Source organism: Dehalobacter sp. DCM (assembly GCF_024972775.1).
Lineage (GTDB): Bacteria > Bacillota > Desulfitobacteriia > Desulfitobacteriales > Syntrophobotulaceae > Dehalobacter.
Genome location: NZ_CP092282.1, coordinates 4,133,112 through 4,159,799, shown reverse-complemented (window position 1 = coordinate 4,159,799; position 26,688 = coordinate 4,133,112). Strand labels below are relative to the sequence as shown.

Annotated in this window: 16 protein-coding genes and 2 riboswitches; of the genes, 7 read left to right on the top strand and 9 right to left on the bottom strand. The window is 47.0% G+C overall.

Going from position 1 to position 26,688, the window contains the following annotated elements; genetic code table 11:
- Positions 1–159: 159 nt before the first annotated feature.
- The 3 genes from LPY66_RS19410 to LPY66_RS19400 are packed head-to-tail and all read right to left on the bottom strand — an operon-like array spanning position 160 to position 2,633.
- Entirely contained in the window at positions 160–789 is a 630-nt protein-coding gene (locus LPY66_RS19410; RefSeq protein ID WP_337985885.1) for an acetyltransferase, read from the bottom strand.
- The gene (locus LPY66_RS19405) at positions 782–1,399 is read right to left on the bottom strand and encodes a sugar transferase (RefSeq protein WP_337985884.1); all 618 of its coding nucleotides are present in this window, start codon (positions 1,397–1,399) and stop codon (positions 782–784) included. Before LPY66_RS19405 ends, LPY66_RS19410 begins: the two co-directional genes overlap by 8 nt.
- Positions 1,392–2,633 carry a glycosyltransferase family 4 protein gene (locus LPY66_RS19400; RefSeq protein ID WP_337985883.1) on the bottom strand — a complete coding sequence of 414 codons (1,242 nt, stop codon included), beginning with the start codon at positions 2,631–2,633 and terminating at the stop codon, positions 1,392–1,394. Before LPY66_RS19400 ends, LPY66_RS19405 begins: the two co-directional genes overlap by 8 nt.
- 195 nt (positions 2,634–2,828) lie before the next feature.
- Between LPY66_RS19400 and LPY66_RS19395 the strand changes: the two genes are divergently transcribed.
- The 3 genes from LPY66_RS19395 to LPY66_RS19385 all read left to right on the top strand — a co-directional run bounded on the left by LPY66_RS19395 (position 2,829) and on the right by LPY66_RS19385 (position 5,269).
- The gene (locus tag LPY66_RS19395) at positions 2,829–2,963 is read left to right on the top strand and encodes an LPXTG cell wall anchor domain-containing protein (protein ID WP_337985882.1); all 135 of its coding nucleotides are present in this window, start codon (positions 2,829–2,831) and stop codon (positions 2,961–2,963) included.
- Positions 2,964–3,223: 260 nt separating this feature from the next.
- On the top strand, positions 3,224–3,859 hold the full coding sequence (locus LPY66_RS19390) for a sortase (protein WP_337985881.1): 636 nt from the start codon (positions 3,224–3,226) through the stop codon (positions 3,857–3,859).
- A 129-nt stretch (positions 3,860–3,988) separates the two neighbouring features.
- On the top strand, positions 3,989–5,269 hold the full coding sequence (locus LPY66_RS19385; RefSeq protein ID WP_337985880.1) for a BTAD domain-containing putative transcriptional regulator: 1,281 nt from the start codon (positions 3,989–3,991) through the stop codon (positions 5,267–5,269).
- 220 nt (positions 5,270–5,489) lie between these two features.
- On the opposite strand, the gene LPY66_RS19380 is transcribed toward LPY66_RS19385, so the two are convergent.
- Both LPY66_RS19380 and LPY66_RS19375 read right to left on the bottom strand, forming a co-directional pair.
- Entirely contained in the window at positions 5,490–6,380 is an 891-nt protein-coding gene (locus LPY66_RS19380; RefSeq protein WP_337985879.1) for a transglutaminase domain-containing protein, read from the bottom strand.
- A gap of 105 nt (positions 6,381–6,485) precedes the next feature.
- Positions 6,486–6,570: riboswitch (cyclic di-GMP riboswitch) on the bottom strand.
- Between the two features lie 95 nt (positions 6,571–6,665).
- Positions 6,666–6,750: riboswitch (cyclic di-GMP riboswitch) on the bottom strand.
- A gap of 93 nt (positions 6,751–6,843) precedes the next feature.
- Complete coding sequence (locus tag LPY66_RS19375) at positions 6,844–8,937, bottom strand: cell wall-binding repeat-containing protein (protein WP_337985878.1); 2,094 nt, start codon at positions 8,935–8,937, stop codon at positions 6,844–6,846.
- Between the two features lie 674 nt (positions 8,938–9,611).
- Between LPY66_RS19375 and LPY66_RS19370 the strand changes: the two genes are divergently transcribed.
- The 3 genes from LPY66_RS19370 (at position 9,612) to LPY66_RS19360 (ending at position 17,283) form a co-directional block, all read left to right on the top strand.
- Positions 9,612–12,236 carry a S8 family serine peptidase gene (locus LPY66_RS19370; protein WP_337985877.1) on the top strand — a complete coding sequence of 875 codons (2,625 nt, stop codon included), beginning with the start codon at positions 9,612–9,614 and terminating at the stop codon, positions 12,234–12,236.
- Between the two features lie 559 nt (positions 12,237–12,795).
- Positions 12,796–15,621 (top strand): cell wall-binding repeat-containing protein, encoded by a 2,826-nt coding sequence (locus LPY66_RS19365; protein WP_337985876.1) that lies wholly within the window; start codon positions 12,796–12,798, stop codon positions 15,619–15,621.
- A 1,503-nt stretch (positions 15,622–17,124) separates the two neighbouring features.
- The gene (locus LPY66_RS19360) at positions 17,125–17,283 is read left to right on the top strand and encodes a hypothetical protein (RefSeq protein WP_337985875.1); all 159 of its coding nucleotides are present in this window, start codon (positions 17,125–17,127) and stop codon (positions 17,281–17,283) included.
- Positions 17,284–17,407: 124 nt separating this feature from the next.
- Here LPY66_RS19360 and LPY66_RS19355 read toward each other — a convergent pair whose 3' ends face one another.
- Genes LPY66_RS19355 through LPY66_RS19340 form a run of 4 tightly spaced genes read right to left on the bottom strand, consistent with a single transcriptional unit; the run spans position 17,408 to position 21,123 of the window.
- Positions 17,408–17,650 carry a type II toxin-antitoxin system prevent-host-death family antitoxin gene (locus LPY66_RS19355; protein WP_337985874.1) on the bottom strand — a complete coding sequence of 81 codons (243 nt, stop codon included), beginning with the start codon at positions 17,648–17,650 and terminating at the stop codon, positions 17,408–17,410.
- Positions 17,643–18,767, bottom strand: coding sequence for a DNA-processing protein DprA (gene dprA / locus LPY66_RS19350; RefSeq protein ID WP_337985873.1), 1,125 nt, complete (start codon positions 18,765–18,767; stop codon positions 17,643–17,645). Before dprA ends, LPY66_RS19355 begins: the two co-directional genes overlap by 8 nt.
- A 9-nt stretch (positions 18,768–18,776) precedes the next feature.
- The gene (locus LPY66_RS19345; RefSeq protein WP_337985872.1) at positions 18,777–20,318 is read right to left on the bottom strand and encodes a YifB family Mg chelatase-like AAA ATPase; all 1,542 of its coding nucleotides are present in this window, start codon (positions 20,316–20,318) and stop codon (positions 18,777–18,779) included.
- 43 nt (positions 20,319–20,361) lie between these two features.
- Positions 20,362–21,123 carry a transposase gene (locus LPY66_RS19340; RefSeq protein ID WP_337985871.1) on the bottom strand — a complete coding sequence of 254 codons (762 nt, stop codon included), beginning with the start codon at positions 21,121–21,123 and terminating at the stop codon, positions 20,362–20,364.
- Between the two features lie 416 nt (positions 21,124–21,539).
- On the opposite strand from LPY66_RS19340, the gene LPY66_RS19335 reads away from it, so the two are divergent.
- On the top strand, positions 21,540–26,459 hold the full coding sequence (locus LPY66_RS19335) for a choice-of-anchor D domain-containing protein (RefSeq protein WP_337985870.1): 4,920 nt from the start codon (positions 21,540–21,542) through the stop codon (positions 26,457–26,459).
- Positions 26,460–26,688 lie beyond the last annotated feature (229 nt).

The following is a 26,688-nucleotide window of genomic DNA, read 5'->3' as shown; positions in this document are numbered from 1 at the left end:
CTTGAATTCTATTTAACTTCAAATTAGGTCTGCGTGCCACAGTTCCGGCGACCAGCGGAGCACGGATTGCGTAGCGCGGCTGTTAGCGCCAAGGAGGGCGCTATCTGCCGAAAGCGGAATGTGGCATGCAGACCAACCCCAGATTATGACATACAATAACTACTTTATCACTTTTGCGGGAACACCGACCACGGTTTTCGCATCGGCTACATCCTTGGTCACGACGGCTCCGGCGCCCACCGTGCTCCAGTTTCCGACTTTTTTGCCGGGGATAATCACAGCACCTGACCCAATATGTGTCCCTTCACCGACGCTCACGGTTCCCGATAAGCTGGCATTCGGCGAGATATGCACGTAATCTCCCAAGCGGTTATCATGCTCTACCACTGCCCCGGTATTGACAATACAATGGTTCCCAAGAATAGCATCGGCATTGATCACAGCTTGAGGCATGACGACAGTACCAAAGCCGATTCTGGCGGATAGACTGACGACAGCACTGGGATGAATAAGTACAGCGTAATGTTCGAGAGGGATCGATAACCTTTCGACTATTTTTTTGCGTGCCGCGTTATTGCCAATGGCGATACAGAAGTGATAGCCGTCCGACTGCGTCCAATCAAGGGTCTCCATAAATGATGTATTGGCATAAATAACATCATTAACAATCGTTGTGTCTTCGCGGAAATCATCGAGGACGGCATGCACGTGATACGAATTGCCCGCATCGGCGATATCCTTGATCACCTTGCTGTGACCTCCGGCCCCGATTAGGATGAGTTTAGTCATGGGCAGTTCCTTCCTCTTTCTTCGTTCCTTTAAACTTCTCCATGGTAGCCTGTCCGTCCTGACTGATCCCCTCGGAACGGAATACCTTGAAGACGGTCATGAAAAGAATTTTAAGGTCGAGTAATAGGGATTGATGATCGACATACCAGACATCCAAGGTAAATTTATCTTCCCAACTGATGGCATTGCGGCCGTTTACCTGCGCCCAACCGGTGATCCCGGGTCTTACCTCGTGACGCCGCGCCTGTTCCGGCGTATATAAAGGCAGATACTCCATCAGTAAAGGACGGGGGCCGACGAGGCTCAGATCGCCTTTTAAGACATTAACCAGTTGGGGCAGTTCATCCAGACTAAGCTTACGGATGATTTTCCCCGTTTTAGGCAAACGCATGGCATCGGGCAGGAGCTCGCCGTTTTCGTCACGTTCATCGGTCATGGTTCTGAATTTGTAAACATGAAAGGGTCTGCCGTGTAAACCGGGACGAAGCTGGGTAAATATTACCGGAGATCCTAACTTTCTATTAATCACCAGTGCCGTAATCAGGAGAAAAGGGGAGGCGATGATTAATCCGATAATCGAAAGGACAATATCAAATAACCGTTTAAGCATGCGTTACTCCTTGGTTGCAGTCAGCTTGCATATGAGATTCCAGTCTTAACGCTAGTTTTTCCCAGGAATAATTCTTTTCTACATAGTCTTTCAGCGAATTTCCGGCGTTCAGCTTATAATCGTCATCATAGATTCGTTGGAGGATCTGCTGGGCCAACTGTGCCGGTGTCTCGGCCAGAGTGACGCCGTCAATATCACTGAAATCACCCACGATTTCTTTACTGGCATGCATCATGATCGGCAAACCGGAAGCCATATAATCATAGAGCTTGTTCATGCTAAATCCCCATTGATACAAGGGGGATTTTTTCATAGAAATAAATGACAGATCAGCTAGGCTTAAGAGGTAAGGTATCTTTTCCTTGGGAATCGGATGGAGGAATGTGACATTCTGTAATTGATACCCTTGTGCCAGCCGGATCAGATTATTCTTTTCTAAACCGTCGCCGACAAGGAGAAAGTGAATATCGGTGTGATCCCGGAGCAATTTTGCGGTTTCAATTAAGGGTTCCAGGTGATTGGCAATCCCATGGGATCCGGTATAAATAACCGTGTAGGGATAAGACTGAATAGCTTGGGCCACCACGGTATCTGCAACCATGGTGTTGTAGTTGTCTAAAACGACGCCGTTGGGGATATGGATAACTTTATTTCTGTCGATGTTTCTGGAAACCACATAGTCGATGGCTTTATCGAAGAGGACAATAATCTTTGTCGCTTGAAGATACAAGTGCCTTTCAAAAAAATATAACAGCCGGGCAATCGGATTATTCCGGCTCAACTTGCCAAAATCAACGAAGGTCTGGGGCCAGAGATCCCGTTCTTCAAAATAAAACGGTTTCTTGGCGCGCTTCGCTATGCGATAGGCTATGTAAGCAGCCAACGGATGCACGCTGGAACCAATAACTATATCCGGAATGGTGGCCATTAATTCCTTTTTAGCGGCGCGATACCCGCGAAAGGTATAATTCAAAATGTTGTGCAGCCGCTTGACCGTACCATGGTAATTCGCAGTCTTTATCCAGATGAAATCAATGCCGTTGATCGTCTCTTTGCAGAAAGAAGCACCCTGGTCATAAGCACGGGTTTCTCGCTTTTCAAAGTGATTAAACGATGAGGCGAAGATAGTCACACGATGACCTTCTTTAAGCAGTGCGGATGCCAGGTCATAATGGCGGGTGCCCCCCACATTAGAGGGAGTGGTCGCGTAATGATTAAAAACCCAGATGTTCACTGTAACCGACCTTTCAATGGGACGTATGCGAATTCGAAGCGCGATAATATGCCGAATTCTTCTCTAATCATACCAAATTATTGTAGGACAGACAATGTAGCCGGGGAAAATACCCCTTAGTGTCAGGGTACTGATCAAACACAGACAGCACCTACAGAAGAGACACCGGCGGCACCGGCTGATGAAGTCATTGTCGTGCCAACAGAAGACGATGTCTTCGTCCCTGAAACCGAAGAATTGCCGAAAACCGGCGGAAATACTGTGGCCTATCTGTTGACAGGGTCAGTAATAGCAGGCGCAGGCGCCCTGCTGCGGAAGTTTCAGAAATAGATAAAAGTCTTGAAGAGACGCCCTAGAGAATTCAATAACAATAAATGATAAAAATGACATTGACAAATGAAAAAAAGTCTTGATGAAAATGCAATAAACACCGATAATCAAAGTAAGATCATAAGTCCGGGGTACTTTATCCATCCCGGACTTTTCTTACCCAGGATCCTTGCTATGACGTAATGAGTATGACGTAATGAGAATGGTGCGTGTGTCATAAAGTGAATGGAGCGAGCTTTTAAGAATCCGGAGGGGTAGGAATGGGATTGCGAAGTAAAAAAAGCATCAACAGGATATCGATTGCGCTAATCATTATCGGGATTCTTGTGTGCCTTTATCCGCTGTATACGAACGTGAAAGCATATTACTTGCAGGCGCAGCTGGAAAAAGAACTTAATGCGCAGATCGCGGCGGTTGATCAGACCGACACCGAAGCGGCCACCACGGAATCGCCTGTAGTCGAAAATACCGCACCGGTTAAAGTCCAGGCGCCTCCCAGAAAAATCGATGCCATGATGTTTATTGATATTCCGGATATCAATATCTCCGCGGTTGTCGTCCGGGGTACGACCCAAGCGTCACTGGCTGACGGACCCGGATGGTACGTCGAGTCGGCATTGCCGGGTAAGGGAAACACAGCCGTTGCCGGCCATAAGAACATGTATGGCTCGTGGTTCCGCAATCTCTACAAATTACAGGCTGGCGACCCTATCTACATTACCTATAAAACGAAAGTGTATACGTATCTGGTGGAAACCGTCAAACCCATCGCGATCAATGACTGGAGTCTGATCGAACCTACCGAGGAAAACGTATTGACGCTGACGACGTGCCACACCAAGACAGAACGGCTTGCAGTCAGGGCCGAACTGGAGAAGATAACCGACAAAAAATAATGTCGAAACCAGTTGGTTTAATCGGATTAAATTTTGTTTGCTTGGATTAAAAGCTGTATTGTAGAAACAAATGAGTTAATATATAATAAATTAACACAAATAGTAAAATTATGGGTATGGAAGAAAAAAATGATACATGCAATTGAAACCGACCAAAAACCATATAAAGATGATCGGATCATCATCCGTACCTTTGGGCAGTTTTCTGTCAAACGAGGCGGTACTGTTTTGTCTGCAGAATCCCATAAATCGCAGAAGATGTGGGATCTTTTTAAGTACTTTATAACCAATCGCGGTAAAAATATCATGCCGGAAACCATCCAGGAAACGCTGTGGCCGGATCAAGACTACGAGTATTCCAATAAAGCGTTTCGGACGATGATTTATCGGCTGCGTAAAGAATTAAACAAAGGGGAACCGGATGAAGCCGATGCCAAAGACAATGACAGCCAATTGATTATTTACTCCCATGGCTGTTATGGCTGGAATCCGGATGCCAATTTCCAGCTGGATATCGACGAATTCGAGAAGAATTATGCCACAGCCAAAATGAGCAATGGGTCCGATCTCGAAAAAGCCCTGAGCTGCTACCAGAGCATACTCGCCATGTATCAAGGGTGTTACCTGTCGGAGTCCATGTATACCGAATGGACGATCCCGCTCCGAAATCACTATCGCCGCTTATATCTCCAGGCGATGGAAGATTACTGCGCCCTGCTGAATGATCGGGGCCAGGTCAAAGCAATTATTGAAGTGTGTGAAAAAGTTATTTTAAACGAGCCTCTGGAAGAGGAATTTCACATTCTGCTGATGGAAGCCCTGCTGAAAGAGGGAAAAGTAAAGGATGCCCGCCAGAACTATGAATACATAACCAGTAAGCTGTATCAGGAGCTTGGTGTCCGGCCGTCGGCCGAACTGAAGAATCTGTACAACCGGATCACCGCCAAGGATAAATCTGCCCGGGCGGATATTGACTCCGTGCAGGAGGAAATGACCAGCAGCAATGACGACAGCGGACCGTTCTTCTGCGATAAAGAGACCTTTAAGTCTATCTATGATCTGGAAAGACGCCGTGTGGAACGTAACGGGCAATCCGTGTTTACCGTGCTTTTATCTCTCCAGCTGAGCGGCAGGGCGGAATTGGATCGGAGCCGCGCCGACAAAGCGTTTGCGATCTTAAAAGATATCTTAGCCAGAAGCCTGCGTAAAGGTGACGTCTGTGCGATGTGGGGCGAACTGCAGTACATTCTGATCCTTCAGGGAATCAATGCGGAGAATACGAAGATGGTTGTGGGTCGTATCGAGATGGCCTTCCGTGAACTGACCCGGCAGAATGAAGTTGTTTTGCGTGCGCGGTATCAGCCGATTGTGGCGAACCAGAATATCAGTGATTATTTTAATAAGGAATAAAAAACTATCCTGCTCCGCTGACGCTGGCATACATTGCTTTGCCTGATCTTATGTTTTTGAATGTTGGTTTTGTATGTTTGATTTGTATGATTTGTTTTAAGAGTTAAAAGAAAGCCGCTGCGTTTGCAGCGGCTTCTTTCAGTGGAAATGTATATGAGTAGTCTATGGTCAATGTTAATTGTTATGTTATTATGATATCTTCCGGATAGTCAATGATTTATTAGTAAAGCGTTACTTTCGTCAGCTGGTGTGTCTTATTGAATGTTGCGGGGTTCATACCGATATATTTTGATGTGCTGGCGACAACGAATTTGCTGTTTTTGATATAGCCGGCATCCCAAGTGGTGTCGACACTGAGCCATTCGCCGTCAACGTTAACTTCATTCCAGGCATGCAATTCATATTTCTTTTGGGAACTGCTCCAGGCATTTCCGTATACGACCCGGGTCTCGATGCCGGAGGCTCTGCATAAGGCTGCGAAAGCGAAGGAATAGTCACGGCAGGTACCCAGTTTTCTGTTGATAACATCCGTGGCGGAGTAATTGCCGATTTTCCCGGCGTAGTAGGCTTGGGTGTCGTACTTGATATTCTTGGTAACCCAGGAATGGATCGCTTTGACTTTCTGCATTTCGGTCATGCTATCGGTGGTCAGAGAATTGGCAAGATTGATAACGGCTTTATTATCGCTGTTGACCAGACCGGATGGCGTCAGATTGAAATAATCGTCTGTGGATGTATTTTGCACTTCAAAACGGATGCGTCCGTCAAATTGCTTGTTATTGTCGCCAACCCAGACGGTATAAGTACCTGCACCGAAGCGCAGCCAGATTTCTTTGGAAAATGAGCCATTATAAACGGTGATCGGATAGGTGGTGATCTCACCGGCCGGACCGCGCAGGCATACCCAGACAGAGCGCAAGGAGCTTGTTCCGGCAATGGTAAAGGACCGGTCATATTGGAGATTATTGGCTGAAGGAGAAGTCACTTGTACCGTTTCAGTCTGAAAACCGATACTGTATGCTGCCTCTGCTTTGGCACTGCCCAGCGGCAGGAAAAACAAGGCGGTCAGAATAACGGCGATTACTTTTACGGTGATATTTTTCTTAAACATATGTATCCTCCTTCTACTTGCTCGTCAAATCTTGAAAATATAAACGCCCGCTTCGGGGGTCACCTAAAGCGGGCGTTTAAACAGCATAGACTGCTGTCCTGCACTTTCGGTAACCCGGCGACCATACCCCAAAGGATTTAGGCCCGTAGCTTTGCGTCCCCGCCTTTCGACGGGTTTGCCAGTATCGTTTTGCTGTTATTTAGTTTGATGGTGTTGTTTCATGAACAGAAAAAACACCTGACTCGGATGCCGAATCAGGTGTTATCTTTACCTATTAACTCCACTTTCGGCAACCCGGCGACCATATCCCGAAGGATTTAGGCCCGTAGCTTTGCGTCCTTGCCTTTCGACAAGTTTGCTATTATCGCTTTGTAAAGTCATTATAATCCATATTTTGAGTGAATGCAATCATTTTCTTAAAATATTTTCAATAATTTGCCATAACCTATTGATATATTACTGCTTAGACTCTTTCCTTTAACAGCGGATAGAGCTCCGGCGAGCTGACCGTGTTGATCCATCCCATGGACCAGCCGCCGATTCCGCCCAGATTGTATTGATCCATGATATCCAGTTTCACGCTCCAACTGAGACGGTCATCAAAATAACAGGTCCGGTTATAGCCGTTCTCATCGGTATACTTGAAAGTGGGGATGCCCACCGGGTCTGTCAGGGTTGTGTAACGGGTGATCGTTGCACCGCATTGTTCTGCCGTTTGCGTGGCCATTGCCCAGCCAAACGTTTTATAGAGCCATTTTGTCGGATCGGTGGTATCCTTGCGCCAAGCTCTGCCGTAATAAGGAACGCCCATCAGAATCTTTTCCGAAGGGATCTCGGTCACGGCATAGGATATGACCTTCTTCATCCAATCCGGCGGTGCGATGGGTCCGGGTTGGGAGGTCGAGTAATCATAAGTCATGATTTGGATATAGTCGGTGTACTGAGCCAGGTCCGCGTAATTATACTCGTCATACCACCATTCCACGGCAGGATCTGTTTTGGACATGACAGAGACCATCACCAGCTTGCCAATGGGGTGGAGGCTGGCATAGAGCTCCTGCATTAAACTGGTAAGCCCTGCTTCGGATTTTTCCGATAACGCTTCCATATCAATTAAAATACCATCCGCATTGGTTTCTTTTACTACCTTTAAGGCACTGGCGGCAAATGTACTGCGTTTCACGGGGTCCTGCAGCATTTTGTCAGCGGTACTGCCGCTGGCCATGGCCATCGGAACCACACGGGCACCGTTGCTCTGCCCCAAGGAAACAAGGTATTTGGGTATATCAGAACTACTGAAACGATAGGCAAAACTGCCATCCGGGTTAATAGAGGTAATACTGCCGTCACTCTGTCTAGCTCCCAAAAAATTGGGAACTAATATATCGATATAATCCCCGACGTAGCCGGGCACATAAGAAAGCTGTGTTTCGTAAGTTGACGTGCTGGCATAGCCATCCCAGAACTGCAGGGAGATACGGGAAGTAATTTTTCCTGTTCGTATTATATTTTGCACTTTCGGATTAATCACATCCCAGCCGCCGAGCAGATAGAAACTGCTGACGCTGCTGCGGTTCGTATTAATATAGGATGCGGTTGGCGTATTGAGCAGTTTATTTTCGTCTTTGGGTACCAGCAGGATCGGATTATTATTCCGGGCTGCCAGGACGGATCCGGCCAGGGCATCCGGGAAGTTATCGCCGGTGGCTACGATGATCTTATCTTTATTAAAAGGAAGAGTGTTTAAGATGGCCACATTGGTCTTATAGCGATCCAGGTCGCTGATCCGGGTTACGTTATAAGAGGCTGCTTGCAGTTGAGTCGCTATGTCTTTGCTGATGGCGCTCTCACCGCCGATTAGGGTGATTTCGGTGACACCCATTTTCTTTAAGGCATTCAGGGTTTCTGTCGGGACTTTTTTGGTGTCCGTCAGCAGGAGCGGAATACCATTGGCGGCCGCGTAGGAAGAAATGCTGAGTGCATCCGCGAACACCTGACCGGAAGCCAGAAAAGCCCGCGAACTGTTTTCCACGGAAGTGATGGCGATATTGGCGGCAGTCTCGTAACGATTGCTTCCCTTAATGCGCACAGTGGAAATGCCATTGGCTTTGAGCGCGCTTTCCACATCCGCTGAGATTGCACCGGTCCCGCCCAGAATAAACACCTTGGAGGTATTCAGGCGTTTCATTTCCTGCAAAACCTCCGGACGCAGGGTTTTGGAATGAGTCAGCAGCAGAGGCCCGCCACCGACCACCGCGCTGTTGGCCAGGACTGCTCCGGCCAGTGCGTCAGGAAAAGCATCCTCACGTGTCAACACTACATTGTATGCATCCGACCAGTTATTAGAGGATATCTCCACCGCCGTTTCGGCCCGGCTGTCACCGGCGAAACGCGTATAAGTCTGAGAGATACCGTCTTCAGCGTATGCCTGGGGGATGGGACTGATGGTCCCCAGTAAAATATTCGAAGCAATAAAAGAAGCCAGGGTCAAAGTGGTAATTCCTTTTTTCACCAGCCGCTTCATTGCTGTTTCGTGCCTATTCAGTTTAATGAACATATGCTTTCCTCCATCTGAATGTTGTCTGTTTGGGTTTTCTATTCTATTTTTTGGAACATGGAGTTCCATTTTATACTAATTCTCCGAAAGGGGCTTAAATCCTGTTTGTAAAAAAAGGAAAATGTTTTATTTTGGCGAATCATAAAGAACTATCCGTTCATTTGCTGATAACTAATCGCTAATTTGGGGTAGGTCTGTATGTCACATGCCGCTTTCGGCAGATAGCGCCATCCATGAATTTGCATTACGGAAGTTAAAATTCTTTTGCCTTCCTTGGCGAATTGCAATCGTTAACAGGAAGTTCAAATTCTATTACCATCCGTGGTGAATTTGAACTTAGGACCATCCATGGTCCGTCATCCATGGACCGTTGCGCTGCGCAATCCATGCTCCGCTTGACGCCGGTATGTGACATACAGACTGCTCTTAAGAGAATGGAAGATATATGGAAGATTTGTTGATGATTTGTGTGAATGCTTTTGCTGGAGTTTAGGATGCCTATTGATGTCCTTATGTGATAATATTCTTATATATGATATCATCTTTTTACGGTAATGGATGTTAAATTGGTAAGATTACAGCTGGAAATTAATGAATTGGTTTTGAATGCAAAATGAATATGGAAAGTGACGTTAATAAACTGAGCTAATTACTTAAGAAGGGTACGCAGTAAAATGAAAAAACTTATCGTGTTACTGACGCTGATTCTATTAATAGGAAATGTTCCGCCGTGTTATGCCTTGGCGGCACCAAGCCAAGAAGGCGGATACACGTCGGTTTTAACCGGCGAATATGATCCTGACGCAGTACGTTTAATTGTACAGGTTGCTGCAGATGCGAATCCCCAAGATTTAAACGTATTAGCAACGGCTACGGGCGGAGAGCTAATCCGGACGGGGCCGTTGAATTATGCCACGTTTCAGTACCGTGGCCTTAACGAGGCGAACAGGGAAGGGATTGTCCGGAAGGTGCTTCAATCGCCGATTGTCATCTGTGCTGAATGGAGTAAGACCTATACCATGGATGAGATGGCGGTTACGGCTGCCATCAGCGATCCGGAATACAGTGACCAGTGGAGCCTGCGCAAGGTGCGTGCGGATCAAGCCTGGGATGAAGGGGCTACGGGGGAAGGCATTGTCATTGCCGTTATTGATACCGGTGTCGACCTCAACAGCACGGAATTGCAGGACGGTTCGGTCAGTAACCTTGTCGGCGGGTACAATGCCTATACCGGAAGTACCTCTACCCAAGCGATTCAGGATGATCATGGTCATGGCACATCCGTAGCCGGGCTGATTGCGGCACTGAATAACAGCCGTGGGATCATCGGGGTAGCGTATAAAGCGAAAATTATGCCGGTTAAGGTCATGGATGAAACCGGCCAGGGGGAAGATGATATTATTGCTGACGGCATTGTCTGGGCAGCTGATCATGGCGCTGACATTATTAATATGAGTATCGGCGCAGACTCTGAAAATGACATATTGGATGATGCCTTGGATTATGCAGCGGCTAAAGGGTGTCTGCTTATCGCATCCTCCGGCAATAATCAAGAGGGGATGCCACAGAGCATTGCCCAGCAAGCGGCGGTACGCAGCAGTTTGGTTTCTTATCCGGCGGCACATCCGGAGGTTCTGGCGGTGTCGGCTGTGGATATTAACGATCAGATTACGGATTTTTCACTGGTTGGCCCGGAAATGGCGATGTCGGCTCCCGGCGATAAGATCCTTACCACCTATTGGACGACGAAGGAATCGGGTTACGCCTATGTTACCGGAACGTCGATTGCGACCCCGTTTGTTTCCGGCGCAGCGGCGCTGATCTGGAGCAAATATCCTCAGCTGACCGCACAGGAAGTGAAGAAAGCCCTGTTTAGTTCGGCTTATGATCTCGGCGCGGAAGGCCGCGATGACAGCTATGGCTATGGACGCTTGGATTGTTACCGTGCTCTGAAAACACTGTCCTCTCCGCAAACAGTTACTTCGCCAGCTTCTCTGGGCTGGGATGGCGGTATCGTCTCCGCCGGAAGTACCGGGGAGGAGACGGGGGCGACATTGACGGTTTCTGCCGGTGCCTTCGCCTTAGGGGTGGACAGTATGCACAGGGATAGAAAGATAAGCCTATCACTGGCCAAAACCGATACCCCCGGTGAATTCCCCACGGGGATAACCGGCGGTGAGACCTTCGCGATTAACTGGGGCGAAGCCCAGCCGCAAAAGGTTCTCGATTTAAGTATTGATGCCGTACTTCCTAATTCAATAGGCGCAGGAGCAGAATCAGGTTATATGGCATATATATACCGATGGAGCGGTTCACGCTGGATTCGGATCGGCGGAGGATTCACCGGTAACGGAACCACTGTGAAGGCGGCTATTTACGAGCCGGGAACCTACCGGGTTGGCTGGAGTGCGATATCCGCGGGAGACCGTATCGCCGGAACAGACAGGATAACAACAGCCCTGCAGATCGCCCGGACAGCTTTCCCGACCGGCGCGGATACGGTGATTATCGCCCGTGCCGATGCCTTTCCGGATGCGTTGGCTGGGGCACCCCTGGCCTATAAATACCACGCGCCGATCCTGCTGACGAATCGGGATAATCTCCCGGACAATGTCTATAAGGCCATCGCTGATTTTGGCGCGTCCAAGGTCTATATCCTTGGCGGCACCGGCGCAGTATCCGCCGCTGTCGAGGCTAAGCTGGAAACCCTCACCTCCGTGACGCGGATCGAAGGCAGTGACCGGTACGGAACAGCCGCCGCCGTCGCCGATTTATTAGGGACGAAAGGCTCCGCTGTCGTTGTTAACGGCGCCAATTTCCCCGATGCGATCTCGACAGCGGCCAATGCCGCTATAGAGGGTAAACCGATTCTGCTCACCAATGCAGCGAGTTTAAACAGTCAGACAGAAAATAGGTTAAGAATAGATGCAGTCACCGCTACCGAGGTCATCGGAGGTACAGCCGCTGTGAGCAGCAGTGTGCTGGCCGCGCTTCCGGGAGCAGTTCGGATCAGCGGCAGCAACCGGTATGCCACCTCGGCGGCGGTGCTCAGGGACAATGAGCCGGAAGGGAACAATCTGTATATCGCCACAGGGATGAATTATCCGGACGCATTAACGGGAGGAATCCTGGCTGCCGGGGGAAATACCACGATTCTGCTGGTAGCGCCGAACGGACTGACGACGGAGCAGCGAACGCTGTTATTAAACTATAAAGGAAGAAAAGTTATCGCTATCGGCGGCACGAAAGCCTTGCCACCCTCTGTATTATCCGAAGTAAAAGCTTTAGGGCTGATCTAAGGGGATTATTAAATGAGTAATAAATGAAGAAAAATAACAAAATTAAGAGATTTTGCAGAAAAAAAGCGCCCTGCATCAGATAAATAATGCCAAATACGTCTTTATAAGCAGGTTTAATCTCAAAAATATGTGGAAATTTACGGCGAAATAAGGTAGAATTACTAAGTGCGATTCCAGGATGATTTTGTCATTTTTTAGGGATAACCAGTATTTACTGTGAAAAAAGTTACAGACAAAAGCAGGAATATTGCTATCTTTAAAGAATAGTATTAGGAAGGTGCGAGGAGCTTCTTTGGCTTCTCTTTACCTATAAAACGTCTAAAGGGATGACCGCCCCTGAGGAACGAGGCTCAGAGGGGGGACGCCCCCGAGTGGGTGGTGCCTTTAGATATTGCGCAATGTCTAAGGATAATCTTTGCGACACTGTTAAGGGGGGTGAAAAAGAGTATCCGCACCCAGGTAAAGGGAGATTGATTCAATAGTATAAACATAAAAGTGAATTGAATCAGTATCCCGAGACAAAAAAGACCCTTTAAAGAAAGAGAGGAGATTTGACTAAATGAGTAGAACGAAGAAGATAGCCGTATTAGCTATCATAGCTATGGTTCTGACCCTGATGCCTGCTGCCATGTTCGGCGCTACTGCCGACAGCACCAGACTTTCCGGCGCAAACCGTATTGAAACCGCTCTCGATATCGCAAGTGCAAGCACATGGGGGACTACTGTAGTTCTTGCTGCTTCCGACAATGCTAACCTCGTTGACGCACTGGCTGCAGCTCCGCTGGCAGCTCAGGAAAACGCCCCGATCCTTATTACCTCCAAAGCTTCCTTAAATGCTGCTGTTAAAGCTAAAATTGCAGCTCTGGGTGCTACCAAGGTTTATATCGTCGGTGCAATTTCCGATGCAGTCGCTGCTGAAGTTGACGCCATGACCGGTGTTGACATCGTTGTCCTGAAAGGCGCTGGCCGTCAGGCTACTGCTGACAAAGTCAACGCGTTACTGACCAGCCCTGCAGGTACATTTGTAGTTGGCTTCAATGCAGTTCCCGACGCTCTGTCGATTGCATCCTATGCCGCTAAAAACAAATATGCCATCATGCTGGCCAATGCTGACGGAACATTCTCCGGTACAGCTGTTGGCGCAACCAAGTACATCGTTGGCGGAACAGCTAAAGTTGCTGACATCACGGGTTACACCCGCATCGCCGGTGCTGACCGCTATGCAACAAACAGTGCTGTTGCTAACACCCTGACCTATGCTTATGACAGAGTTTATGTTGCTAATGGCACAACTGGCGTTGACGCTTTGAGCGTTGCTCCGCTGGCTGCTAAATACAATGCATTCGTTGCTTTGACCAATGGCAGCAGTGTTGCTGCTGCAAGCGTTGTAAACGCTAAATTAGCTTCCACCAGCTTGGTTGTTGCTGTTGGCGGAACCTCTGCTGTAACCACCGCTGTTGCGGCCCAGCTCACTTATGCTGGTTTAGCTGTTCAGTCGGTAAGTGCTATCAATGCTACTCAGGTAAGCGTTGTATTTAACAAAGCTGTTGACAAAGCTACTTTATTTGCCGATGGCAAGAGTGGTGCATTTGCTGCTACAGCTACTATTACCTTTACCACTTTAGACGCTAAACTTTCCGGCGCTCTGACCGGTGTATTAAGTGCTGATGGTAAGACTCTTACCGTTACAGCTGCTAATGCCCTTTCAAAACGTTATGACGTTGTTGTTGATGGTATTAAAGCTACGACTGGCGAAGCAGTTGTTAAATATGCACAGATGATCACCATCGCTGCAGATACTACTGCTCCATCAATCGTTTCCACAACAGCTACTTCCGCAAGTACCTATAAAGTTGTTTTCTCCGAGCCTATTCAGACTCTGGGAACTGTTACCTACACCTTAGCTGACGGCACTGCTGCTGTAGTTACGACTGATTTTGGTGCTGGTGCTAAAGCTGAAGTTGTATTTACACTTGATGCTGGTATCGTTGCTGGTAAAGTTGTTACCGCTACATTTATCGGCGCACAAGATATGGCTGGCAATATCTTGACACCGAACCCGGCTACTGCTACCTTTACAAAGGGTGCTCTCGATGGTGTTAAGCCGACAGTTGCTTCCATTACTCAAACAGGCGCTAAAACACTTGCAGTTAAATTCTCCGAGCAATTAGTTGCAGCTCCGGCTGTTGCTATTGCTGGCAATGCCACAGTAACCACAGAAGTAGATGCTACAGATGCTACTAAATATATTGTAACATTTACTAATGCTCTTGATGGTCTTACAACTGTTTCAGTCTCTGCCTTTACTGATTTAAGCGGAGAAGCTGGACTTGCTGTAAGTTCTGTTGTAGTCCTCACAAAAGACGTTGCAGCTCCGTCGGTTGTATCGACAGCTGTAGTCGTTGACAGTGTTGACAAAAAAGAATACCTCGAAATTACTTTTGACAAAGACTTAGATCTCGGTGTTGCTCCGACAGTTACTGGCACAGGTTCATATGTTCTGAACTATGTAACCACCACTGGTGTTAACACTGGCGCAGTTGCTGTTGCTTACAAAAATTCCGCAGTAAGCAAAAAAGTTATCCGTGTTGCTCTTGCTTCTTTAGTTGGAGCTAACAAAGCTGCTGTTTATACATTAGCTCTTGATTTCAGTGCTGATGTTAAGACGGCTGCTGGTATTGAAGCTAATAGCACTACAGCAACCACCTTTACACGTGGCGAAGATGGTGTTGCTTCCAATGCAAATGTTGTAACTGTAACAGCTGTTGCAGCTGGTGCTGATAACAACAAAGTTACTGTAAAATTTGACAAAGCTGTTGATGGCGCTTCCGCTACAACCGCAGCAAACTACTCTGTAGCAGGAGCTGTTGTTAGCTCTGTAACCTTGCTGCCTGTAGCTGGCGACCTTACTCAGACTGTTGTACTGAACCTCGCTGCTAATTCCAACCTGTTCACAGGTCTTCGTAACGTAACTGTTGCTAATGTCAAAGCTAATGGATCGTCTGTTCCGATGACAACGTATTATGGCACTGTAGATATTAAAGAGAACGTTGTTCCGACAATCGTTTCTGCTAAATTGACTGCGGCAAATAAAGTAACTGTAACTTTCTCTGAACAAGTAGATCAGACAGTTGTTGCAATCGATGCTACTGACTTCCAGCTCTACATCGGTGGAGTTGCTGTAGCTACAAACGATGCTGTATCTCTGTTGGTTGCTGATTCCAAGAATGACACAACAACGTTAGTGTTCACTCTTGAAGCAGATGTTACAGCTGCTAATCTGACCTCTGGTTTAGTTCTGAAAGCATTACCTACAATGAATATTGTTGACAATGCTACTAACCTGCTGTCAGTTCCTGTCGCTGGTGTATCTGTAACTCTATAGTTTAATAATCTCTCATTGAGCGTACTTTAACAGGTTGCAAAAAGAGAGAAATGTTCTTAAGAGGAAGCCGCTAGATATTAACTAGCGGCTTCTTTCTGACATAGAGCAACCGGACCAACCGAGGGGGACCAACCGAGGAGCTCAACCGCGGGAGCAACCGCGGGGACAGGGGACAGGTACCACGGTTGTCATCGTAAGGTAACCGCAAAATAAGAAAGTGTATAGCAATAGAGCAAAACTAGCCTATCCAAAATCTTTGCTCTATTTATGTTGCTTGGATTTCCGGATAGTACGTAAGCGCTTGATAAAACAGAGTGCCTTATATAAAAAGCTGATCCATTCAAGTTAAAGTTTTTCGAGTTATTCAGCGATAAAATTCATCCTGTTCCTCATCCCAAAGTCAGGAAATGTCAGATTCGTCACCAGTGACGAATCTGACATTTCCTGACTTTAAGGAGCAACCGAGGGGACAGGTACCGCGGTTGAATGTTCTGCACATCCTAACAATTTGATTGGTATTTGAATATACCAGTAAAAAAGAGAGCCGATTCAATGCGGAAGGATCGACTCTCTTCCCATTTCGATTCAATAATTGGTAAGGCAACCGAGGGGACAGGTACCGCGGTTGTCATCGTAAGGTAACCGCAAAATAAGAAAGTGTATAGCAATAGAGCAAACTAGCCTATCCAAAATCTTAGGCAACCGAGGGGACAGGGCAACCGAGGGGACAGGTACCACGGTTGTCATCGTAAGGTAACCGCAAAATAAGAAAGTGTATAGCAATAGAGCAAACTAGCCTATCCAAAATCTTTGCTCTATTTACATGTTGCTTGGATTTCCGGATAGTACGTAAGCGCTTGATAAAACAGAGTGCCTTATATAAAAAGCTGATCCATGTGATAATAAACTTCAAAGTTTTCAGAGTTTTTCAAGTTAAAGTTTTTCGAGTTATTAAGCGATAAAATTCATCCCGTTCCTCATCCAAAAGTCAGGAAATGTCAGATTCGTCACCAGTGACGAATCTGACATTTCCTGACTTGACCAACCGGACCAACCGAGGGGATAGGTACCTCGGTTGAGTGTTTTTCTTCACATCCTAACAAGTTGCTTGTAACCGTCAAAGACATCATCAATAGAATAGCAGCCTTGAAGATAGTACAATCACAATGAATATGGTTGAAAAAGTTGAAAAAGTTTGCACACTTTAGTTATCAGAGTTTTTCAAGTTAAAGTTTTCGAGTTTTTCAAGTACTTTGAAACACTAGGGCAACCGAGGGGACAGGTACCGCGGTTGAATGTTCTGCACATCCTAACAATTTGATTGGTATTTGAATATACCAGTAAAAAAGAGAGCCGATTCAATGCGGAAGGATCGACTCTCTTCCCATTTCGATTCAATAATTGGTAAGCGTTGGAACACATGATATTCATAAAATTAATGATTACATCCTTTAATTTTGTATTATGTTATGCTAACATAATAAACAAGGAGATGTTTACCAAATGGATAAGCTTGACATGATTTTAGAAAAATTAAACAAGCTCGAAACTGGACAAGAAGAAATGAAAAAGGATATTAAGGACTTGAGATCAGAACAAAGAAAAATACAAAAAGACATAAAAAGTATAGTTAAATATTTTGATGAGGATGCTGCAAAATAAAGAATCGAATAACAGAACTAGAAAAGAAAGTGATTTAGCACTTTTTTCTTTTTTTAGGGCAACCGCGCACAACCGAGTAGACCACAACCCAACCCAATCTCTTGCTGGTGCGAGATAAACCAGCTTACTTCTCGGCGGCTGCATAAAGAGCCTCCAATTCCTCGTGGATCTGCTCCGGAGAGTAAGTCGGCATGCTGTTCAGGCGCGAGAGTTCTGCCGCGTATACCTTATCTCTGTGGCGGAACATTTTTTCTCTTTCCTCAAAGGCTTCTATACTCAAAACAACGAGATCCGCTTCTCCTTTATTGGTTATAACGATTGGTTCGCCTGATTCTTTGGCGAGCTCCGAAGTCTGATAGTTATACAACGGAGCCTGATTGCACCTTGGCGATTAAGTTGCCGGGTAATACGCGTACAATTCCGTCCATTTCCATGGAAAATAATATGTCGTTAAGCCTCACGAAATCTCCTTCAAGCAGATCGAGGAGTTCTTCGGGAGGTTTTGGTGTTGTAAGGGCGTCATAGATGCTTTTTTCGATCACACTAAGAGCGCGATTACGTTTATCCCCAACACGCTTATTCCGATTTAATGCGCCTTCCGGCTCTGCTTTAGAAAGAATGCTATCGTCGTTTTGTTTTAAAAGTAGCTGGTCGTTGGTTAAGAATATGGTTGCGCCATCTTTGATTAAGCGATTTGTTCCCTTGCTTTCATCTTGATAGATGTTGTTCGGGACAGCTAAAACTTCTTTGCCAAGCTTTTTTGCCATACTGGCTGTAATGAGGGCACCGCTGCGCTCAGTGGCTTCCACAACTAAGAGTTTGTCAATCCAGACGCTGAGTAAATAATTACGTCTGGGGAAGTATTTTTGCTTCGGTCTGACTCCGGGAGCGTACTCAGAGATGACGGCACCATGGTCAATAATCCTATCCATCAGGCTATTCTGCTCAGACGGGTAACACATATCAACCCCATGGGCAAGGAAGGCTGTTGTATATCCCCCTGCTTGGATGCACGCTGTGTGGGCATATCCATCTATACCCTTAGCCATGCCGCTTACCACAGGAATATTTTCTTTGGCCAGGAAATCGCCCACAGCCATCGTGATTTCTTTGCCATACGAAGTGCAACGACGACTGCCGACGATTCCGATTCCACTAGGCCGGAGGGGCAGTTTTGATCGATAATATAGAAGCACAGGAAAATCTCGGACATTTTTAACAAGGGAAGGATAGTGCGGATGATGGATTGTCAGAAGCTTTATATCCTTTTTGTACATTTGTTCTTCTATCCGGCTTGCTTTTTCCAGATAAGATTTATCTTCTAATTGTTTCAAAATATTCTGGGATAATCTAGGAAGGCACTCTGAACGACTGTTAAATGCATGAAAAATATTCTCAGGCGTATGGAAACAATCCAGCAGCCTTTTTTGTGTGATTGGCCCCAAGCCGTTAATCAGTGTTAACCAAATCCAAAATACATCCATGCTAACCTCTCAAGTTACAAGCATTCCTGCGCGATCTTTATCCAGATCCCGCGACATCAGTGCAGCAGTGATATCTTGTCGACGAATCATCTTCGATTCATTGAGATCAGCGAAGGTTCTGGCTAGCTTTAAGAATTTATTATAGGTACGGGCAGAGAACTCATACTTCTCAAAGGCGTGATGGATAAGACTCCTTGCACCTGCTTCCAGTTCGCAGTGTTCTTTGATCAGAGCCTCATTCATCTGGGCATTGGAATTGACTTTGGGGCTGCTTTTGAAGCGATTCGATTGTATTTCCCTGGCTTTCTGTACTTGTTCTCTAAGTTCTGCAGAGGATTTTCCTGTCTTAGGGGAAGATAAGCTTAAAAAGTTAACAGGGTGAACATACTTCTGGACATCGATGCGATCAAGAATGGGCCCGGAGATTTTTCGTCTGTACTTTAGAACCTCATAATCAGTACAGCGACAGCGAGACTGACCATAATAGCCGCAGGAACACGGGTTCATCGCCGCAACCAGCATGAATTGACAAGGAAAGGTGTGAGTGCTTTTTACCCGGGAGACGGTAACCATGCCGTCTTCCATTGGTTGTCTTAAAGCATCCAAGGCTTTTTTCTCAAACTCGGCAATCTCATCCAGAAACAGAACTCCTGTGTGAGCAAGGGAGATCTCTCCCGGAACAATCGGGCTTCCGCCGCCGACAAGCGCATTGGTAGACGCGTTGTGATGTGGAGAACGTAACGGTCGTTCTTTAATTAGACTTGAATTCCTAAGAAATCCTGCCACACTGTAGATTTTGGTGATTTCTAAAGCTTCCTTCTCAGTAAGGGCCGGAAGAATCGTGGGAATGCGTTTGGCAATCATGGATTTGCCGCAGCCAGGGGAGCCAATCATAAGCATATTATGCCCGCCGGCTGCTGCAGCAACGACATACTCGATTAGAACATCCTGACCAAGAATGTCAGAAAAGTCCAAGCTGCTTTGAAGGTTTTCTTCATCTGGTTGATTATCGTCACTTGGAGGAATATAGAAGCTTAATCCGTGTAAATAGCCTACTATCTCATGCAAGCTGGAAAAAGCTAAGAGTTCTATTCCACTGACCAGGGAAGCTTCGCTTAGATTGCCTGCGGGGAGATATAATCGCGTTAGCCCCTTTTCCCTGGCGGCAATTACCATAGGCAACACACCACTCACAGGACGAATGTCGCCGTTTAAGGATAATTCCCCGATAAATCCAATTTGAGAAAGCTCTTCTGTCTTTGGGAACAGCTGCTTGGTTTCGATAAGGACACCGATAGCCATAGATAAATCATAATGTGATCCGCTTTTTTTCATTTCTCCCGGTGCTAAATTAATAACGACCCTTTTCTCAGGATAGGTAAAGCCGGAACTTGTTATGCCCGCTTCAATTCGTTGTCGAGCCTCTTTCACGGCCGTATCACCTAGACCAACGATAGTGGTGGAAGGCAGTCCGTTCATCGTCATGACTTCTACTTGGACTGGGTAAGCATTAACACCGGAAACTGAAAACGAGTTAATGACATTTGCCATGGATAAATCTCCTCCGCCTTGACATTATCTATACAGCCGGGACCTATAATTTCTGAATGAGATAATAGCTCAATCCGGTGATGCGCGCAATTTGCCGTAGGGCTAAACCTTCGCTGGATTTGAGCCTGGTTACCAACTCATCTCGTTTTCCTTTTTCCAAGCGTAATATCTCATGCATATTTTTGACCTTTGCGTATTTCTTAATAATTTCCCTGGCCTCATCATCACTAATCTTTAGGCTGTGTTCTAAATCTAAGCATTGCTCACGGGTTATCCTTTTATGAAACTCAATATATGCCTGAATTGCTTGCTGGTGGTTCTCTGAAAACATTTTTAAACCAAAGTCCGCATTTATAAGGATACTCCCTTGGAGATACGCCCGATAACTGCACCAGGCATAGTGAATAATATCAGTGACTATCTTGGCTTTTACAGGATTTTGATGAATGTACCGTAAAACGGTAAGAAAATAGGCATCTGTATCAACAGCTTCACTTTTAAATCTTTCTTGGAATAAGTGTCCGCAGCGGGAGTACTTCCAGTTAAAATAATAGACGTAACTGGAACTTAATCGCTTAATAGTGACGGCAAGAGGTTCATTATTCTCGCGTAATAATAAATGGACATGGTTGCTCATGAGGCAATATCCGAAAAGGGTGTGCCTGCTTTTCTCTTGGCATGTTTCAAGTGTTTCAACAAATCGTTGACGATCGGCATCATCCTCAAAGAGATCTTGGCGATTAATACCGCGCAGCATGACATGGTATATCCCGGTCTTGCTTTTTATTCTCGCTGCTCTCGGCATTGGCAACCCCCCTCTAAGACAAAAATACACAATATACCATATTATACCATAAATACTATATAATTGGAGTATTTTCGTGTTGATTTATGGATGTACCCTTTAGGCTGGTGTCATGATAGAAATATCCGGAGCAACCGCGGTACCTGTCCCCTCGGTTGTGTCCTCGGTTGTGTCCGTCCCCTCGGTTGCTCTGTCCCCTCGGTTGCTCTCCCCTCGGTTGCTCCCCTCGGTTGCTCGGTTGCCCGCCCCTCGGTTGCCCTAATTCTCAATGCATATTCTTACATAATTCTTCATATATTGACAATAAATTCTGAATCCGACATAATGAAATAAATCATTAATTGAAATTTATAATTTTCATTAATTAACCAATACCGTAAGATGTATTGGTTTTTCTATTAAGAGAGAAATAATTCATGATAGATAGAGTTAGAGGAGAAGCGCCGATGAAATTACTGGAGATAAAGAGACTGAAAAGCGGGTTGTTGATCTTGTTCGTGGTGTTGTTTGCAGCACTGGGGATCCTGCCTGATTTAGACAACCCATCGCGGGTGTATGCGGTGCCAGGCGAAATCAATATTGCGGATGGTACGATCACGATTAACGCGACAGACTACTCCCAAAATGGTGTAACCGTTCCGTACACAGGCGATTATGTCATCACCGGAACCTCCACAACGAACTTTATCCAGGTATCCAGCGGGACTCATAATATGACGATAAGCGATCTGACGGTGGACGTCAGTGCCATATCCAGCTGCTTTGCGTTCTTTATCCAAAGCGGCGCCAATGTTAACCTTACCCTGCAAGGGGAGAATTTACTTAGAAGCGGGTATTACCGTGCGGGGCTTTCGGTCATTTCCGGGGCAGGATTAACGATCACATCGGAAAGCACCGGCAGCCTGAGTTCATATGGCAATATGGCCGGGGCGGGGATCGGCGGCAATTGGGGTGCCGGTACCAGCGGTACGATCATTATTAACGGCGGTACGGTCAATGCCATCGGCAGCGACGGCGCGGGGATCGGCGGCGGCAAAGGCGGATCCAATGGTACGGTCATTATTAATGGCGGTACGGTGAATGCGATTGGTAGCTATAGTGGAGGAGCCGGTATCGGGGGTGGTGAGCCTGACCTTCCACCGTATGTCACGTATGGTGGCTGCGGCAATATTACGATTAACGGGGGGACAGTTACGGCTGAGGGAGGTAACTGCAGCATTGGTCCGGGATTTAATGGTGCTGCGGGTACGATTGTGTTCAACGGCGGTTCGATTAAAGCAAGCTATATCAGCGGTACGCCGGTTAATGCCAGCAATCAGCCGGTGTATAAGACGACGCTTACGTTGTTGGGTAGAGAGATAAACACGCTGACCAGCGACATGGTTATTCAACACGGAGAGGTAGCATACGCTTTTGGTGGCAATGGCATGACTGCAGACAGCCAGGGCAAGCTTTATATGTATCTTCCGCAAAACAATGCGGATACGAATATTCATTTTCAGGCCAACGGGGCGGCGTATGCCTATGTTTTACCGGCAGCCCAAAGCGGCAGCAATAATGCTGCGGCGCTAAGGACAGCGCCTTTAGCGGACAGCATTGCGATTACTGCCCCTGCCAACAAGCTGACCTACAAAGTAGGGGAGAGTCTGAGCGTTACAGGGATGGTAGTAACCGGCTCATATAACGGCTATCAGCAAAGCATACCGGTGTCTGCAGCCAATGTCACGGGATTTAACAGCAGCACTGAAGTGGATAGTCAGACGCTCACAGTGACTCTTGAAGGCCGAACAACCACGTACACGATTACGATTATTCCGGCATTGAGCAGTCTAGCGATTACCACACCGGCAACGAAGCTGACATATAGAGTAGGTGAAAGCCTGGATATTACCGGATTGGTGGTCACGGGAACGTATACCGACGGATCAACTCAGGTAGTCCCTATTACGACGGCTAATGTGTATTGGTTTGACAGTAGCTTCCCGGGAACTCAGACGCTGAAGGTTCAAGTGGAAAACAAGTTTACCACTTATCAAATAACAATCATAGCTCCACGAATGTATATCTACGGGAACGGGTCCACCATTTACGATGATGACGTAACCCCTTCCAGCACGGATGATACGGACTTTGGCAGTGCAGATATTTTGATTGGTTCCGTGACCAAAACGTTTACTATTAGAAACTTCGGTTCGGCGCCTTTGACACTTAGCGGGACACCGAAGGTCGCTGTGACGGGAGCAAATGCCTCGGAATTCACGGTCACCGCACTGCCGGCTGATACCGTAGCGGTTAATAGCAGCACGACGTTTAAGATTACCTTCGACCCGAATACTACCGGTTTGAGGACAGCAGATATTACCATTGCCAATGATGATCCCTTCAGTAATCCGTATAATTTCACGATACAGGGAACGGGTACGGCAGCGCCGGAGATCGCTCTCGAAGGCAATAGTACAACTATTGCGGATGGGGACGTCATACCGTCAAGCAGCGATCACACCGACTTTGGCAGTACAGACCTGATCATCGGTACAGTAACCCGGACATTTACCATTAAGAACACCGGCTCCGCGACACTGGCACTGACCGGTATACCGAAGGTCAGTGTTGAGGGATTTAATGCGGCAGACTTTATAGTGACTGCAGAACCGTCAGCCACCGTGGAGGTAGCGGGAAGTACAACATTTCAGATAACCTTTGACCCCAGCGCAGTCGGGGTGAGAACGGCTACTATTCGTATCGCCAACGACGACAGTGATGAGAACCCGTTTGATTTTACGATTCAGGGGACAGGTACGGTTTCACCGGAGATGGATATCACAGGGAATGGGATCAGCATAGCCGATGGCGACACAAGCCCGTCCATCGAAGACCACACCGACTTTGGCAGCAGCGATATTCAAGGCAGCGTGGTAACACGGACTTTTACCGTCATCAACAGCGGTTCTGCTGACTTGACGCTGAACGGGATTCCTAAAGTTATTGTCGAGGGAACCCATGCCTCAGACTTTGTTGTAACCGTACAACCATCGTCAGCAACCATAACCCCGGCGGATAGTACCACGTTCCAGGTAACCTTTGATCCGAGTGCAGCCGGTTTGCGAACAGCCAGTATCCGGATTGCCAACGATGACAGTGATGAGAATCCCTATACCTTCACTATTCAGGGCACCGGAACGACAGCACCGGAAATAAACATTAAGGGAAACAGCATCAGCATCGCAGATGGGGATAGTGTCCCGAATGCTTTGGATCATACGGAATTTGGCAGTGCCAACCTGACCAGCGGCAGCGTCACCAGGACTTTTACCATTGAAAACAGCGGATCAGGATCGTTGACACTGACAGGGATACCTGCGGTGACGGTGTCGGGAGCTCATGCGGGAGATTTTTCTGTGACGGCACAACCCGCAAACTTGGTCGATCCGTCGGGTACCACCACCTTTGAGGTAACCTTTGATCCCGGTGCGGAAGGACTGAGAACCGCAACGATCAGTATAGCCAATGATGACAGTAATGAAAATCCGTATATCTTTGACATACAGGGAACAGGCACAGTCAAACCGGAGATCGATATCCAAGGTAATGGAATCAGTATCACCGATGGGGACACAAGCCCATCCAGCAGTGACCACACGGATTTCGGCAGCAGCGATGTGGCCAATGGTACGGTCGAAAGAACCTTTACACTAAAAAATACCGGAGACGGGGAATTAACCCTGAGCGGATTGCCTGTGGTCACCCTCAGCGGAGACGATGCGGCTGACTTCAGCGTGATTGCCTTACCGGCCAATTCCATTCCAGCCGGCGGCAGTACAACCTTTAAGATCCTCTTTGATCCGAGCGGCGGTGGAATCCGAAACGCAACAGTCCATATTGAAAGTGATGATCCTGACGAAGCCGCTTATGACTTTGCGATAAAGGGTACAGGAACCTATCCATCGGCTGCACAAAGTTCATCACAGCAATATACTCCCGCTCAGATGGCCGAAATGACCCGCACCGGTCAGACTATTCAGATCGAATGTGGATCGTTCATAGCGAGCATGACACCTGGAGATATCCCGCAGACAAACGGACAGACCATTGCTATTCAGATGAATGCGATAACTGATGTGACTGCGATCAATACATTCTTTCTGTCTTACCCCCAACAAAAGGGCGTGATGCGGGCCTATCAGCTCGTGATCACCGGAGAGGAAAATGATCAAACCAAGCCCATTAGTCAGCTGAACGACGAGATTACCTTGCGCTTTAAGCTTTCTGCGGAAGATATTAATGGCATTAACCCCAGTACCCTCGCGGTTTACAAACGGGGGGACGATGGCAGCGTTACCAAATTGGATGGGGTTTATGACTGGCAAACCGGAACGTTAAGTGCCCGGACCTCGCATCTCTGTCAATTCTTTATCATGGGCAAAGAAGGCACGCCCACAGAGCGGCTGGCCGGAGCCAACCGCTATGCTACGGCAGTGGCCATCAGTCAAAAAGGATGGCGCACATCCGACTGTGTGATTCTGACCAGTGGGGAGAATTTCCCGGATGCGCTGGCCGGTACAGTATTAGCATCCGTTAAAAGCGCACCGGTTCTTCTGACCTCACGTGACTTTCTTAATAAAGAAACCCAAGCGGAAATCACCCGTCTGCAAGCTAAACAGATTGTTATTCTGGGCGGAACCTCGGTCATATCGCAGCAAATTGAAGACAAGCTGGCCAAGGACTATGCGGTGATAAGGATTTCCGGAGTAAACCGCTATGAGACCGCAGTTCATCTTGGCAATCGCATACTCCAAGAAGCAGGAACGACGACGGCGGATACGGTTGTACTCGCTGCCGGGATGAATTATCCGGATGCTTTGTCCGTTGCGGCTTACGCCGGATATCACCACATTCCCATACTGTTTACCGATGGTCAAGCACTTAGTGACGAAACAGTGAGTGCATTAAAAGAATGGCAGACGAAACAAGTTATCCTCATCGGCGGTCAACGCGTGATCTCGGTAAAAGTGGAAGACATCCTCAAAGAGGAAATGAACCTGACGGTAACCCGGTTATCCGGTACGGACAGGTATCTGACGAGTCTGGCGGTCACGCGCTACTTTGAGCAATACGGTCAGGACACAGCCAGTACAGGAACAGCGCGGTATGATGAAGCCAGTCTGGCGACAGGGGAGAATTTCCCCGATGCCCTCGCCGGCGCAGCGCTGGCAGCCAAGCAGAACATGCCGCTCTTGCTGGCCAAGAAACAAGGCATGAGCGCAGAAACCCAAGCCTATCTGAACGCGATGAATCTTATGAAACTCACCCTCTTTGGCGGTGAGGGAGTTATATGAGCCATCATTTACACCCTTAACAGACAGTATAAGTAAAATGTGAACAAATGCCCGTCTATAGTATAATGCAATTTATTATAGACGGGTTTTTTATTAATTCGTATGAAACACACGCTATTTTTCTAGTACATCAATTCTTTTGCAATTCATTTACTGGAAGGCGGCACTGATTTAAGATACATACAGGAGCTTTAAGGGACATAAAGCTCCAAGACAACATAAATAGATA